The sequence below is a fragment of the Catellatospora tritici genome, assembly GCF_019083965.1.
Taxonomy (GTDB): Bacteria; Actinomycetota; Actinomycetes; order Mycobacteriales; family Micromonosporaceae; genus Catellatospora; species Catellatospora tritici.
Window position 1 is genome coordinate 203,805 of record NZ_JAHRCY010000012.1, and the last position, 12,402, is coordinate 216,206.

Genomic DNA, 12,402 nt, shown 5'->3' on the forward strand with positions numbered 1-12,402 from the left:
CGCGCGACTCAGACCGCGCCGACCGCCTGTGACCGGTGCTGGACCGCGCCGACCTCGGGGGCGACCCGCACCTGGACCTCGGACCCGACCTGCAGGTCCAGCGCCAGGAACTCGTTTCGGGTCAGGGTCACCGTGACATCCTGCTCCCCCACCGCCACCTCCACCCGGATCTCGAAGCCGATCCGGGTGATCCGCTTGACCCGGCCGGAGACCGCGCCGGGGTCGGTGCTGTCGGTGAGCAGCTGCAGGTCGTGCGGGCGTACCAGGCGGTCGCCGAGTTCGGTGACCGGACCGAGGAAGCGCATGACGAAATCGTTGGCCGGGCGGTCGTAGAGCTCGTCGGGCGAGCCGACCTGCTCCACGCGGCCCTCGTTGATCACGACGATCTCGTCGGCGACCTCGAGCGCCTCCTCCTGGTCGTGCGTGACGAAGACCGTGGTGACGTGGACCTCGTCGTGCAGGCGGCGCAGCCAGTCACGCAGCTCCTTGCGCACCTTGGCGTCCAGGGCACCGAACGGCTCGTCGAGCAGCAGCACGCTGGGCTGCACCGCCAGCGCTCGGGCCAGGGCCATGCGCTGGCGCTGGCCGCCGGACAGCTGCGCGGGCAGCCGATCGGCGAACTGCGACAGGTGGACCAGCTTCAGCAGCTCCTCGACCCGCTCGCGAATCTCGGGCTTGGGCTTCTTGCGGATCTCCAGGCCGAACGCGACGTTACGTGCCACCGAGAGGTGCTTGAACGCGGCGTAGTGCTGGAACACGAAACCGACGTTGCGCTTCTGCGGTGACAGCCGGGTCGCGTCCACGCCCTCGATCTCGACCCGACCGGTGTCGGCCGTCTCGAGGCCCGCGATGATCCGCAGCAGCGTCGACTTGCCGCCGCCGGAGGGCCCCAGCAGGGCGGTGAGCCCGCCGGAGGGGATGCTTACGGAGACGTCGTCGAGGGCGACGAAGTCCCCGAAACGCTTGGAAACTCCTGTGATCTCGATGCTCAACGGTCTTCCTTAGGGCGGAGGGCGGAGACGACGATGATGCAGGCCACCGCCACGAGGGCGAGCAGGAAGGCGGTGGCGTACGCGCCGGGCTTGTCGAAGTTGAGGTACTTCTCCTCCACGACCAGCGTGGCGGTACGGGTGTCGCCGAGCACGTTGCCGGAGACGACCTTCACCGCGCCGAACTCACCCAGCGACCGGGCGAGGCTCAGCACGACGCCGTAGATGACACCCCACTTGATGGACGGCAGGGTGATGCGCAGGAACGTCTGCACGGCGTTGGCACCGAGGCTGCGCGCGGCCTGCTCCTGCTCCTCGCCGACCTCCTCGAGGACGGGCACGACCTCGCGGATGACCAGTGGCAGCGCCACGAACACCGTGGCCAGCACGATGCCCGGGGTGGCGAAGATGACCTGGAAACCGGCGTCCTCCAGGGTCGTCCCGAACCAGCCGGTGCGCCCGTTGTAGACGAGCATCAGCGACAGGCCGACCACGATCGGGGAGACCGACAGCGGCAGGTCCAGCAGTGGGCTGAGCCAGCGCTTGCCCGGCAGGGCGTAGCGGACCAGCAGGATGGAGATGCCCACGCCGAACACCGTGTTGATCACCACGGCGATGAGCGCGACCTGCACGGTCAGGGTCAGCGCGTGGATGATGTCCGGATCTTCCAGCAGGCTGGTCAGGTTCTCCGTGCCGTCGGCGAAGGTGTTCTTGCCGACCAGGTACACCGGCCACGCCACCAGGAAGAACAGGTACACGATGACGAGCAGGCGGATGAGGTAGCCGACCGGGCCGCGGCGGGTCCGGGGGCGGTGGTGGGACAGTTCAGCCACGGCGCACCAGCCTCCGCTGCAGGGTGTCGACGACGACCAGCACGATGAACGAGATCACCAGCAGGATCGTGGCGACCGCCGCGGCGCTGTCGAGATTGTCGTTCTCGATGCTGCTGAGGATGCGCACCGAGGTGACCTCGGTCTTCATCGGCAGGTTGCCCGACAGCAGCACCAGGGAGCCGTACTCGCTGACCCCTCGGGCGAACGACAGCGCGGCGCCCGCCGCGATGGCGGGCGTCAGGCTGGGCAGGATGATCCGCCGGAACACGGTGAACCGGCTCGCCCCCAGCGACATCGCCGCCTCCTCGACGTCGCGATCCAGTTCGGCCAGCACGGGCTGGACCGTGCGGACGACGAACGGGAGCGTGACGAACAGGAACGCCAGGAAGACGGCGGTGCGGGTGTTGGCGATGTTGACGCCGAGCGGGCTGTTCGGGCCGTACAGCGACAGCAGCACCAGACCCGCGACGATGGTCGGCAGGGCGAACGGGATGTCGATCAGGACCTCCAGCACGCGCTTGCCGAAGAACCGGTCGCGGACCAGCACCCAGGCGATCAGGGTGCCCATGACGACGTTGACCACCGTGACCGCGAACGCGGTGCCGACGGTCAACTCGACGGCGGCCAGGGTCTGCTCGTTGGTGATCGCGTCCCAGAAACCGCTCCAGCCGCCGGTCGTCGCGGTGACGACGACGGCGGCCAGCGGGATGAGCACGAGCAGGCTGAACCACATCATGGTGACGCCGAAGCCGACCCCGGAGACCCAGGTCAGGGGGCGTCCATGCCGGATCGGCCGGCGGGAGACCGCCGGCCGATCCGTGGTGAGGGCCGTCGCCGTCACTTGGCCTTGCCCGAGGCCGCGATGATCTTGACGATGAGGCCTTCCTTCTCGTCGAAGAACTTCTTCGACAGCGCCGACCAGCTCTCGAAGTCCTTGCTGACGGTGAGCAGCTTCGCCGGGGTCGGGAACGGGTTGGCCGGGTCCTTGACGCCCTGGATGCCGCTGGTGTCGACGCCCTCGATGATCGGGCGGAAGCCCTTGAGCGCGAACTGGCGCTGGCCGTCCTTGCTGAGCACGTAGCTCAGCCAGTCCTTCGCCTTCGGGTCGGCGTTCTTGAGGATCGCGCCCGGGTTCTCGATCAGGATCGTGGTGGCCGGGACGACCCAGTCGAACTTCTCCCCCGCCTGGGTGGCCAGGACGACCTCGTTCTCGTAGGCCAGCAGCACATCACCGGTGCCGCCCAGGAAGGCGGTGGTGGCGTCGCGGCCGCTGCCGGGCAGCGACACGACGTTGGCGAACAGCTTGGTCAGGAACTCGGTGGCCTGGGCGTCGGTGCCGCCGTTGGCGGTGACGTGGCCCCACGCGGCCAGCGCGTTCCATCGGGCCGAGCCCGAGGAGGCCGGGTTCGGGGTGACGATGCCGATGCCCGGCTTGATCAGGTCGTCCCAGCCCTGGATGTTCTTCGGGTTGCCCGGACGCACCGCGAGCACCACGATCGAGGAGGACACGATGCCCTTGTTCGGGCCAGCGTTCCAGTCCTTCTCCACCAGACCGGCGTCGACCAGGCGGGTGACGTCGCTGGAGACCGAGAAGTGGACGTAGTCGGCCTTCAGCCCGTTGACGACGGCGCGGCTCTGGTCGCCGGAGGCGCCGTAGGAGGTCTGGAACTTGACGCCCTTGCCCGCGTCGGTCTTGTTCCACGCCGCGGCGATCGCCTTGTTGGCCTGCTCAGGAACCGCGAAACCGACGATGTGCAGGGTGGTGTCGGACGCCGGAGTGCCGGTGTTGTCGTCCTTGCCACCGCACGCCGACAGCGCCATGACGGCGGCGACGGCGAGTGCGGCGGTTGCTCTGATCCGGTTCTTCATGCGGAACCTGTCCTCCTCGGGGCGCGCGGAAGCGCACCGATCCTCGCCGGGTCACCGGCGCGGTCGGTTTATCTGCAATGAATGGGGTGCAGCTGACTAGGTACAGATGGTCGACCGAGGTACCTCACGCAGCGCCGATGCCGCGATCCGAACGCGACCGCCGGATGGCGGCGCGGTCCGGCTCGACCACGACATGAATATCCCACTAAACCGCTAGGGTTTCAAGACTTTGGCTCGGCGCTCAGTCGAGATCATCCTTGCTTTCCGATATGCCCCCGAATGCGCGACCGAACGGAGGATCCGCTCCTCGCCGAAGAGCCGACCGAGGCGGCCCGGGGCGAGATGATGGATTACGTCCACTCACCCAGGGAGTGACCCATGCGGCAGGCCGACAGCGTCAGGGAGACGACCGAGCCGGTCAACGCGCGCGAACAGTTGCGGCTGGCCGAGATCGAGCTGATGCGCCACCGGGAACAAGTGGCGCTGATGCGACGGCAGTTGCCACCGGGACCGGTGGTACGCGACTACGAGTTCCTGGAGGGGCCCGCGGACCTGGGCGCGGGTGACGAACCGGTCACGACGGTGCGGCTGCGCGACCTGTTCACCCGCCCCGGCCGTGACCTGGTCGTCTACCACTTCATGTTCGGCAAACGGCAGACCGAGCCGTGCCCGATGTGCACCATGTGGCTGGACGGGTTCAACGGGGTGGCCCGGCACGTCACGCAGAACGCGGACCTGGTCGTGGTGGCCGCCGCGGACCCGCCCACGCTGCGGGCGCACGCGCGGCACCGGGGCTGGACGAACCTGCGCCTGCTCAGCACGGGATCGAGCACCTTCAAGTACGACTTCGACAGCGAGGACGCCGACGGCAACCAGGACTCGACGGTGTCGGTGTTCACCCGCGACGACCAGGGGACGATGCGCCACTTCTACTCGGCGCACCCGCGGATGGCCGAGGACATCGACCAGCGGGGCATCGACCTGCTCTGCCCGGTGTGGCACATCCTCGACCTGACCCGCCAGGGCCGCGGCGACTGGTTCGCGGCCCTGGACTACTAGGCGTCGTTTGGGTCTTGGTCGTCAGGAACGAGCGGGTCTTGTCGTCAGAAACGTGTCTCGGCCTCGAGGTCCAGGGCGAGCCAGAGATCGCGCGCGGTCTCGAACGACCGGTCCGGCTCCAGCGTGCCCAACTGCTCCAGGACGGGCTCGGGCGCGTCCTGGTCGGCGGCGTACTGGGCCAGGCGCCGACCGTCGGCCGGGAAGCCCGCGAGCGAGACGTACTGGCCGATCAGTGCCCGCAGCTCGCGCCGGTCGGGATCCCGCTCGTCGTCGCCGACCACGGCGTTGCGGCCGGGGGCGTCCCAGGTGCGCGGATCGAGTTCGTCGTGTTCACGTGTGCGCTGACCAGCGCCGTAATCCGGTGTCTGAGTCATAGCTCGTAGGGTTCCCACCCCACCCCCGAATAAACCGATTCGCCACGTCTGTCCCACGGTAGCGGCGATCGGATTGTCCTCGCCAACGGCCGGGTAACCGGTCGGCGGGAGGTGTGCGGTGGCAGCGAACGAGGGCGGCGAACGTGCGGCGGCGTGCCTGTGGGCCGTCGCCGACGAGCTGGAGCGGCTGGGCCGGGCCGGTTATCGGGTGGCCGCGTTCCATCGGGCCGCGGCCACGGTGCGGGAGCTGACCGACGCGCAGCTCGCCGCCCGCGTTGCCGCGGACACCCTGATCGAGCTGCCGGGACTCGGGCCGGTGACGGCCGGGGTCGTCGCCGAGGCGTTGGCGGGCGGCGTGCCCGGATACCTGGTCAAGCTGCGCGAGCAGGAGGTGCCCCTCGAACCGGCCGCCCGGGGGCTGCTGGAGCGGCTGCGCGGCGACTGCCACACCCACTCCGACTGGAGCGACGGCAACGCGAGCATCGAGGCCATGGCCGCCGCAGGACGGGCGCTGGGCCGGGAGTATCAGGTGCTCACCGACCACTCGCCCCGGCTGACGATCGCCCACGGGCTGAGCCCGCAGCGGCTGGCGCGGCAGCTCGGGGTGGTCGCCGCGTACAACGTCGAGCAGGGTGACGGGTTCCGACTGCTCAGCGGGATCGAGGTGGACATCCTCACCGACGGCAGCCTGGACCAGGCCCCCGAGTTGCTGGACCGGCTCGACGTGGTGGTCGCCAGCGTGCACAGCCACCTGCGCGCACCCGCCGAGGTGCTGACCCCGCGCATGCTCGCCGCGATCGCCGACCCGCACACCGACATCCTCGGCCACTGCACCGGGCGGGTCGTGCGCCGCGACAGCGGCCGGACCACGGTCAAGACGAGGCCGGAGAGCACCTTCGACGCCGCCGCCGTGTTCGAGGCCTGTGCCCGTCACGGCGTCGCCGTGGAGATCAACTCGCGGCCGGACCGGCTCGACCCGCCCGAGCCCCTGCTACGGCTGGCCGCCGAGACCGGATGCCTGTTCGCCATCGACTCCGACGCGCACTACCCGGTCCAGCTCGACTGGCTCACCTTCGGCTGCCAGCGGGCGGCCAGGTGCGGCATCACCGCCGAGCGGATCGTCAACACCTGGCCCGTGGCCACGCTGTTGGCCTGGAGCCGGGGCAGCTGACTGGAGCGGCTACCGGGCGGCACCATGCGGGCGGTCGTCGTCCCAGCTCACCGCGGTCAGCCGCCAGCCTTCGGGGGTACGCAGGAACTGCAGGCTCTTCGTGCCGCCGCCGGTGAACGGCTCGCCCCGCAGCACCCCGCGCTTGCGGTAGCGGCTGAGCCGCTGCGCCACGTCACCGAAGACCACCGTCTGCGACCAGGTCTCCTCCTCGCTGAACCCGGTCAGCTCGCCCGAGGTGAGCAGCTCCTGGCGCGGGGCGGCGAAGGAGTCCAGGTCGCAGACCCGCTGCCGGGGACCGCCGTTGGCGATCAGCCCGCCGGGCGTGAACAGGTGGTGGATCGCGGCGACGTCGGGCACGACGCCGTCGGCGTTGGTGAACAGGTCGAAGTACGCCGCGACGAGCCGGTCGATCTCGGCCCGATCGCCCTCGGCAGCGGCCTTTCGGGCCTGCCACTCGTGGGCCAGCACCGACCAGATCTCGCTGTCGGTGCGGCCGCCCAAGCCGTCCGGGTCGGTCGAGCGCAGCACCGCGTCGCGGCTCATGCCCAGCCGCTTGGCGACGGCGATGCTGCGTACGTTGCCCGCCTTGGTGTGCCACTCGACGCGCTGGATGCCGCGCTCACCGATGGCCCAGTCCAGGATCAGTTCGGCGGCCCGGGTCACCAGGCCCTGGCCCTCGGCGCCCGGCTCCAGCCAGCAACCCGCCTCGCAGACGCCCTGCTTGGCGTCGAGCGAGACGAACATGACGCCGCCGACGAGCCGGTCGCAGTCCCAGATGCCCCAGATCCCGCCGTTGTCGCGGGTGCGCCGGTCGGCGTACCGCTCCAGCACGTTGCGGGCCTGGGACAGGTCTTCGGCGACGAACGACGCGCCGACCCAGGGCTTGATGTGGTCACGGCACCGGTCCAGGTTGGCCAGGAACTCCTCGGCGTGCCAGGGCTCCAGTGGGCGCAGCTGGGCGGTGGCGGTGAGGGGCAGCGCGAACATCGGGTCCTCCGGAGCGCGTACAGGTGCATAACAAACGTTTGGTATGTACGCTAGCACGCATGCCTCCCGCCCGCGCCGACCACGACTCCCGCCGGGAAGCGGTCTCCGCCGCGGTCTGGCAGGTGCTGGCCGAGCACGGTTTCGGCGGACTCACCCTGCGCGCGGTGGCCACCGCCATGGGCGCCTCGACGGGGCTGGTCACCCACTACTTCAGCGGCAAGCGCGAACTCATCGCACACGCCCTGGACATCCTGGAGACGCGTACCACGCACCGGCCCCGCCTCGCGCCGCCCGCGCCCGGCCTGCCCGAGCTGCGCACCCACCTGCTCAACATCCTGCCGCTGACCCCGGACGGCGCGGCGATGAACCGGATCTGGGTCGGCTCCTGGGACGTGGCCCTGTCCGACCCGGACCTGTTCGCCGCGCAGACCTCCCGCTACGAACGCATCCGGGAGGTGCTGCGCGACTGCGTCGTGGCGGCACAGGACCTCGGCCAGCTGCCGGAGGGCGACCCGGACCGGATCGCCGCGACCGCCCTGTCGTTCACGCACGGGCTGGTCGTCCAGGCCCTGTTCGACCCGGACCGGTTCACCGCCGCGCGGCAGACCGAACTGACCGACGGGTTCCTGGCCGCCCTCGCGGTCAGCCCCTGAGCGCCGCGACCGCCGCGCGGGTCTCCTCGGCGATCAGGTCGGCGTTGATCGCCGCCCCGGCCAGGGCACCCGCGGCCGCGGCGGCACCCACCTGCGCGGACAGGTCGGTGAGGTTGCCCGCCACCCAGACGCCGGGCACCTCGGTGCGACCGGTCGGGTCGGCGACCGGGACATGCTCGCCCATGCCGGAAGGGTGCGCCACGGCGCTCAGCCCGAACGCCGCCGGCAACTCGGCGCGGGCCACCATCCGGGTCGACACGGCGAGCACCTCGCGGGGGATGAAGGTGCCGTCGTCCAGCCGTACCCCCGTGATCCGGTCGGCGGCGGTCTCGACCGCCGCCACCGCGCCCGGCACGATCGCGATGCCGCGCGCGGTCAGCTGCTCGGCCTGCTCGCCGGTCGGCGGGACCGCCCCCGCGAAGTAGGTGACATCGGCGCTGAGCTGCCGGAACAGCAGCGCCTGGTGGACCGCCAGCGGGCTGCTCGCCAGCACCCCGATGGCCCGGTCGCGGACCTCCCAGCCGTGGCAGTACGGGCAGTGCACCACGTCCCGGCCCCACCGCTCCCGCAGCCCCGGCACCGACGGCAGCTCGTCGACCAGGCCGGTGGCCACCAGCAGGCGGCGCGCGCCGACGGTCCGCCCGTCGGCCAGCGCGACCCGGAACCCGTCCTCGTCGCGAGCAGCAGCCGTGACCTCCCCGGACACCACGTGGCCGCCGTAGCCGCGCACCTCGGCCCGGCCGCGCGCCAGCAGCTCCGCGGGCGGCATGCCGTCGCGGGCCAGCAGCCCGTGTACGCCCTCGGCCGGGGCGTTGCGGGGCTGCCCGGCGTCGAGCACCACCACCGAACGGCGGGATCGGGCCAGCATCAGCGCCCCGCTGAGCCCGGCCGCGCCGCCGCCGACCACCACCACGTCATAGCTGTCCACCAGCTCGGTCATCACGACCACCTCCGCGGCAACGATGCGGTCTGCCCGGCTGAATCCGCAAACACTCTTGCCAACATGGCAAACTGGGCACATGGATCACGATCTCGATCAGGCCCTCGACGCGGTCGGCACCCGCCTGCGCGCGCTGCGCCGTCAGCGCGACATCACCCTGACCGACCTGTCCGCCGAGACCGGCATCTCGGTGAGCACCCTGTCCCGGCTGGAGTCCGGCACCCGCAAACCCACCCTGGAACTACTGCTGCCCCTGGCCCGGGCGTACGGGGTGACCCTCGACGAGCTCGTCGACGCCCCACCCACCGGCGACCCGCGCATCCACCTGCGGCCGGTGACCCGCCACGGCATGACCATGCTGCCGCTGACCAGGCGGGCGGGCGGCATCCAGGCATACAAGATCGTGCTGTCGGCGGCCGACCGGCCCGGCGAACCCGACCCGCGCACCCACGAGGGCTACGAGTGGCTGTACGTCCTCAACGGACGGCTGCGGCTGATCCTCGGCGATCACGACCTGGTGCTGTCCCCGGGCGAGGCGGCCGAGTTCGACACCCGGGTGCCGCACTGGTTCGGCCCGGCCGACCGCGAGTCGGTCGAGTTCCTCAGCCTGTTCGGCAGGCAGGGCGAACGCGCGCACCTGCGCGCCCAGCCCAGGTCCAGACAGTCCTGAGGCGCCCGGGACCCGCCTCAATGGACGGCGGCCCGCGACGTACCCTACTGCGAGTCGGGAACAGCTGGGTTCAGGCCTGCGAAGGTGGTCGCGGTGGTCCGTGCGGGAACGGTGCTGGCGGGGCGCTACCAGCTCGAACAGCGCGTCGGCAGCGGCGGCATGGGTGAGGTCTGGCGGGCCTTCGACGGGGTGCTCAGTCGCACCGTCGCGGTCAAGTGCCTGCTGGCCGGGTCGGACGAGCCGAGCTTCGTCGACCAGTTCCGGGCCGAGGCGCGCATCATGGCCACGGTCAGCCACCCCGGCGTCGTGGAGGTGTACGACTTCGGCGACGACCCCGCCACCGGCGTCTACCTGGTGATGAAGTTCATCGAAGGCGAATCGCTGGCGCACACCCTGTCCCGGGTCGGACGGCTGAGCCCGCAGGCGACGATGCGGCTGGTCGCCGAGGCCGCCGACGCCCTGCACGCGGCCCACGAGAAGGGGGTGACCCACCGCGACATCAAGCCCGGCAACCTGCTGCTGCGGCCCAACGGCAGCGCGCTGGTCACCGACTTCGGCATCGCCCGATCCGCCGACACGACCGGCCACACCACGACCGGGCTGCTCGTCGGCACCGCCGGATACATGGCACCGGAGCGGGCGATGGGCCAGCCGGCCACGCCCGCGTCCGACATCTACTCCCTCGGCGTCGTCGCCTACCGGTGCCTGACCGGTCAGCTGCCGTTCGCCGGGGAGAGCCTGGTTGAGATCGCGATGCGGCACGTCCACGACGACCCGCCGCCGCTGCCGCCGGCGGTGCCCGCCGACGTCCGGGCCGTCGTGGAACGCGCGATGGCCAAGGACCCGGCGCTGCGCTGGTCCTCCGGCGAGGTGCTCGCCGACGCGGCACGCCGCCTGTCGGCACCGGATCAGCCGCAGTACCGATCCGGCGTGGTGACGGCGCCCACCCGGCCCCAGGCCATGGCCCCGGTGCCGACCGGCCGCCCGGCACGGTCCAGCGGGCGCAGGCGTCGGCGGCTGCTCCTGTTCGCGTCCGTCGGCCTGGTCCTGGCGGCCATCGCGGTAGCCGCGATCGTCCTCAACCGCGCCGACGAGACTCCACCGCAGACCCTCACCACCAGCCCCAGCGCCGGTGCCGCCAGCCCAGCGGCCGCCGAAGGCGCCACCAGCCCCGGGGCGAGTCCGAGCCCCGCGAATCCGGCGTCGAGTGCCAGTCCCGCCAGTCCCGCCAGTCCCAGGCCGAGCGCCGCCAGCACGGGGCTCACCGCCCCGACCGGGCTGACGGCCACGCCGATCAGCGCCGACACGATCCGGCTGCGATGGAAGGACCGCTCGTCGGGTGAGGGCGGCTTCACCATCATCGACGGCATGCTGTCGCGCAATGTCGGTGCGAACGTGACCACGTTCGACTGGACCGGTCTGGCTCCCGCCAGCCGCTCGTGCTTCAAGGTCCGGGCGTTCGACTCCTCCGGGGTCTCGGCCTACCACCCAACCGCGCAGGACGACTGGGTCTGCGCGGTCAGCCTGGACGGCTCCGGTCCGGCAGCGCCGACCGACCTGGTGGCGACCGCGGTCGACGCCGGCACGATCCGCCTGCGGTGGCTCGACCGCTCCTCCGATGAGGACGGCTTCACCGTGATCGACGGTAACGAGTCGAGGCCCGTCGCCGCGGACACGACGACCTACGACTGGACCGGTCTGGCTCCCGGCACCTACAAGTGCTTCAAGGTCCGGGCGCGCAACTCCGTCGGCGTCTCGGTCTACGCCCCGGCCGCGCAGAACGAGTGGGCCTGCGTCACGACGCCGACGACCTAGCGACGCTCCGGGTCGCCGCACCGCCACCCGAACATCCGACAGGACAGGTAAGGTTGCTTATCAGTTAACAATGTTGCAAGAATGCTTCCTCGACACATCTCGATGCGTTGTCACCGGGTCGGCGGCGCTGCCCCGGCCCGACACCGCCGAGCGGTCCAGGGGGTCGCCGCGTGCTGCTCGTCTACTCCGGCCGTCACAAGGCCGCCTCCAGCTGGTCCCGGAGCATCCTGCGGGAGGCCGCCGCGCTGCTCGGCCTGAACATGGTCACGGTGATCGCACCGGAGCAGTGGGCGCCCTACGGCTCGCTGGCCGAGCTCGTCCGACAGGAGCGGGTCGACCTGCTGTCGCTGACCAACATCCAGCAGAAGCATTACGAGACGCTGCCGCCGCGGCGCACCGTGAACGTCATCCGCGATCCTCGCGACATCGTGGTCTCCGGCTACTTCAGTCACCGCAACACCCACGCCGTGCAGGCGCTGGGGGTGACCTGGCACGAACTGATCGACCACCGCAAGCGGCTGGTGGAACTGGACATGTCGGCGGGCATGCTGGAGGAGATCGAGTTCAGCGGCTACTTCCTCGACCACATGAACACCTGGGACTACCACCAGCCGGAGGTCCTGGAGCTGCGCATGGAGGAGCAGATCGACGACCCGGTGGCCGCGTGGACCCGGATCTTCGAGCACTACGGCCTGCTGATACCGCCCGCAGCGATCGGCGAGTGGGTCGGCGCCGCGGCGTTGCGCTGGCGCCTTGGCGCACTGCGGGCCGAGCCCGGCCGGGCCCGGGTGCGCCGCGCACTGCCCTGGCCGACGCTAGGGCGGCTGCCCCGGGCGTACGTGCCGCTCGCGGTCGGCCACCACACGTTCACCCGGCTGTCCTACTCGGACCGGCGGCCGGGTGAGGTCGACGAGATGAACCACTACCGCAAAGGCGTGCCCGGCGACTGGCGCAACCACTTCACCGAGCGGCACCGCAGCGCGTTCCGCGCGCGCTACGGCGACCTCGCGGAGCGGCTCGGCTACCCCGCCGACTGAGCCGG

12 protein-coding genes and 1 pseudogene are annotated in these 12,402 nt (G+C 71.0%); 6 read left to right on the forward strand and 7 right to left on the reverse strand.

Going from position 1 to position 12,402, the window contains the following annotated elements; genetic code table 11:
* Window positions 1-8 precede the first annotated feature (8 nt).
* From KUA19_RS26405 to KUA19_RS26420, 4 genes are read right to left on the reverse strand one after another with little or no spacing between them, the layout of a single operon-like run.
* Window positions 9-992, reverse strand: a complete 984-nt coding sequence (locus KUA19_RS26405) for a sulfate/molybdate ABC transporter ATP-binding protein (protein WP_217400115.1) — start codon at window positions 990-992, stop codon at window positions 9-11.
* Window positions 989-1,822 (reverse strand): sulfate ABC transporter permease, encoded by an 834-nt coding sequence (locus KUA19_RS26410; protein ID WP_308167655.1) that lies wholly within the window; start codon window positions 1,820-1,822, stop codon window positions 989-991. Before KUA19_RS26410 ends, KUA19_RS26405 begins: the two co-directional genes overlap by 4 nt.
* On the reverse strand, window positions 1,815-2,663 hold the full coding sequence (gene cysT / locus KUA19_RS26415; protein ID WP_217400117.1) for a sulfate ABC transporter permease subunit CysT: 849 nt from the start codon (window positions 2,661-2,663) through the stop codon (window positions 1,815-1,817). Before cysT ends, KUA19_RS26410 begins: the two co-directional genes overlap by 8 nt.
* Window positions 2,660-3,691, reverse strand: coding sequence for a sulfate ABC transporter substrate-binding protein (locus KUA19_RS26420; RefSeq protein ID WP_217400119.1), 1,032 nt, complete (start codon window positions 3,689-3,691; stop codon window positions 2,660-2,662). The genes cysT and KUA19_RS26420 overlap by 4 nt, the downstream gene beginning before the upstream one ends.
* 378 nt (window positions 3,692-4,069) lie before the next feature.
* Between KUA19_RS26420 and KUA19_RS26425 the strand changes: the two genes are divergently transcribed.
* Window positions 4,070-4,750 carry a DUF899 family protein gene (locus KUA19_RS26425; RefSeq protein WP_217400121.1) on the forward strand — a complete coding sequence of 227 codons (681 nt, stop codon included), beginning with the start codon at window positions 4,070-4,072 and terminating at the stop codon, window positions 4,748-4,750.
* A 44-nt stretch (window positions 4,751-4,794) separates the two neighbouring features.
* Here the strand turns inward: KUA19_RS26425 and KUA19_RS26430 are convergent, their stop codons facing one another.
* A complete protein-coding gene (locus KUA19_RS26430; protein ID WP_217400123.1) occupies window positions 4,795-5,124 on the reverse strand; it encodes a DUF2795 domain-containing protein in 330 nt (109 codons plus the stop codon).
* A gap of 118 nt (window positions 5,125-5,242) precedes the next feature.
* On the opposite strand from KUA19_RS26430, the gene KUA19_RS26435 reads away from it, so the two are divergent.
* Window positions 5,243-6,295, forward strand: a complete 1,053-nt coding sequence (locus KUA19_RS26435; protein ID WP_308167656.1) for a PHP domain-containing protein — start codon at window positions 5,243-5,245, stop codon at window positions 6,293-6,295.
* Window positions 6,296-6,733: 438 nt separating this feature from the next.
* Here KUA19_RS26435 and KUA19_RS43125 read toward each other — a convergent pair.
* A pseudogene (locus KUA19_RS43125) lies at window positions 6,734-7,282 on the reverse strand (GNAT family N-acetyltransferase); the annotation flags it as partial.
* Between the two features lie 59 nt (window positions 7,283-7,341).
* On the opposite strand from KUA19_RS43125, the gene KUA19_RS26445 reads away from it, so the two are divergent.
* A complete protein-coding gene (locus KUA19_RS26445) occupies window positions 7,342-7,935 on the forward strand; it encodes a TetR/AcrR family transcriptional regulator (protein WP_217400127.1) in 594 nt (197 codons plus the stop codon).
* Here KUA19_RS26445 and KUA19_RS26450 read toward each other — a convergent pair.
* Window positions 7,925-8,875 carry an NAD(P)/FAD-dependent oxidoreductase gene (locus KUA19_RS26450; RefSeq protein ID WP_254550134.1) on the reverse strand — a complete coding sequence of 317 codons (951 nt, stop codon included), beginning with the start codon at window positions 8,873-8,875 and terminating at the stop codon, window positions 7,925-7,927. The genes KUA19_RS26445 and KUA19_RS26450 overlap by 11 nt on opposite strands.
* Window positions 8,876-8,954: 79 nt before the next feature.
* Here KUA19_RS26450 and KUA19_RS26455 point away from each other — a divergent pair, with 79 nt between their 5' ends.
* The 3 genes from KUA19_RS26455 to KUA19_RS26465 all read left to right on the forward strand — a co-directional run bounded on the left by KUA19_RS26455 (window position 8,955) and on the right by KUA19_RS26465 (window position 12,397).
* Complete coding sequence (locus KUA19_RS26455; RefSeq protein WP_217400133.1) at window positions 8,955-9,545, forward strand: helix-turn-helix domain-containing protein; 591 nt, start codon at window positions 8,955-8,957, stop codon at window positions 9,543-9,545.
* A gap of 93 nt (window positions 9,546-9,638) precedes the next feature.
* Complete coding sequence (locus tag KUA19_RS26460) at window positions 9,639-11,360, forward strand: protein kinase domain-containing protein (RefSeq protein WP_308167657.1); 1,722 nt, start codon at window positions 9,639-9,641, stop codon at window positions 11,358-11,360.
* Between the two features lie 170 nt (window positions 11,361-11,530).
* A complete protein-coding gene (locus tag KUA19_RS26465; RefSeq protein WP_217400135.1) occupies window positions 11,531-12,397 on the forward strand; it encodes a sulfotransferase domain-containing protein in 867 nt (288 codons plus the stop codon).
* Window positions 12,398-12,402 lie beyond the last annotated feature (5 nt).

Coding starts and splice junctions, on each gene's coding strand:
- KUA19_RS26420 (WP_217400119.1), bottom strand. CDS start 3,691: ATGAAGAACCGGATCAGAGCAACCGCCGCACTCGCCGTCGCCGCCGTC.
- KUA19_RS26425 (WP_217400121.1), top strand. CDS start 4,070: ATGCGGCAGGCCGACAGCGTCAGGGAGACGACCGAGCCGGTCAACGCG.
- KUA19_RS26430 (WP_217400123.1), bottom strand. CDS start 5,124: ATGACTCAGACACCGGATTACGGCGCTGGTCAGCGCACACGTGAACAC.
- KUA19_RS26445 (WP_217400127.1), top strand. CDS start 7,342: ATGCCTCCCGCCCGCGCCGACCACGACTCCCGCCGGGAAGCGGTCTCC.
- KUA19_RS26450 (WP_254550134.1), bottom strand. CDS start 8,875: ATGACCGAGCTGGTGGACAGCTATGACGTGGTGGTGGTCGGCGGCGGC.
- KUA19_RS26455 (WP_217400133.1), top strand. CDS start 8,955: ATGGATCACGATCTCGATCAGGCCCTCGACGCGGTCGGCACCCGCCTG.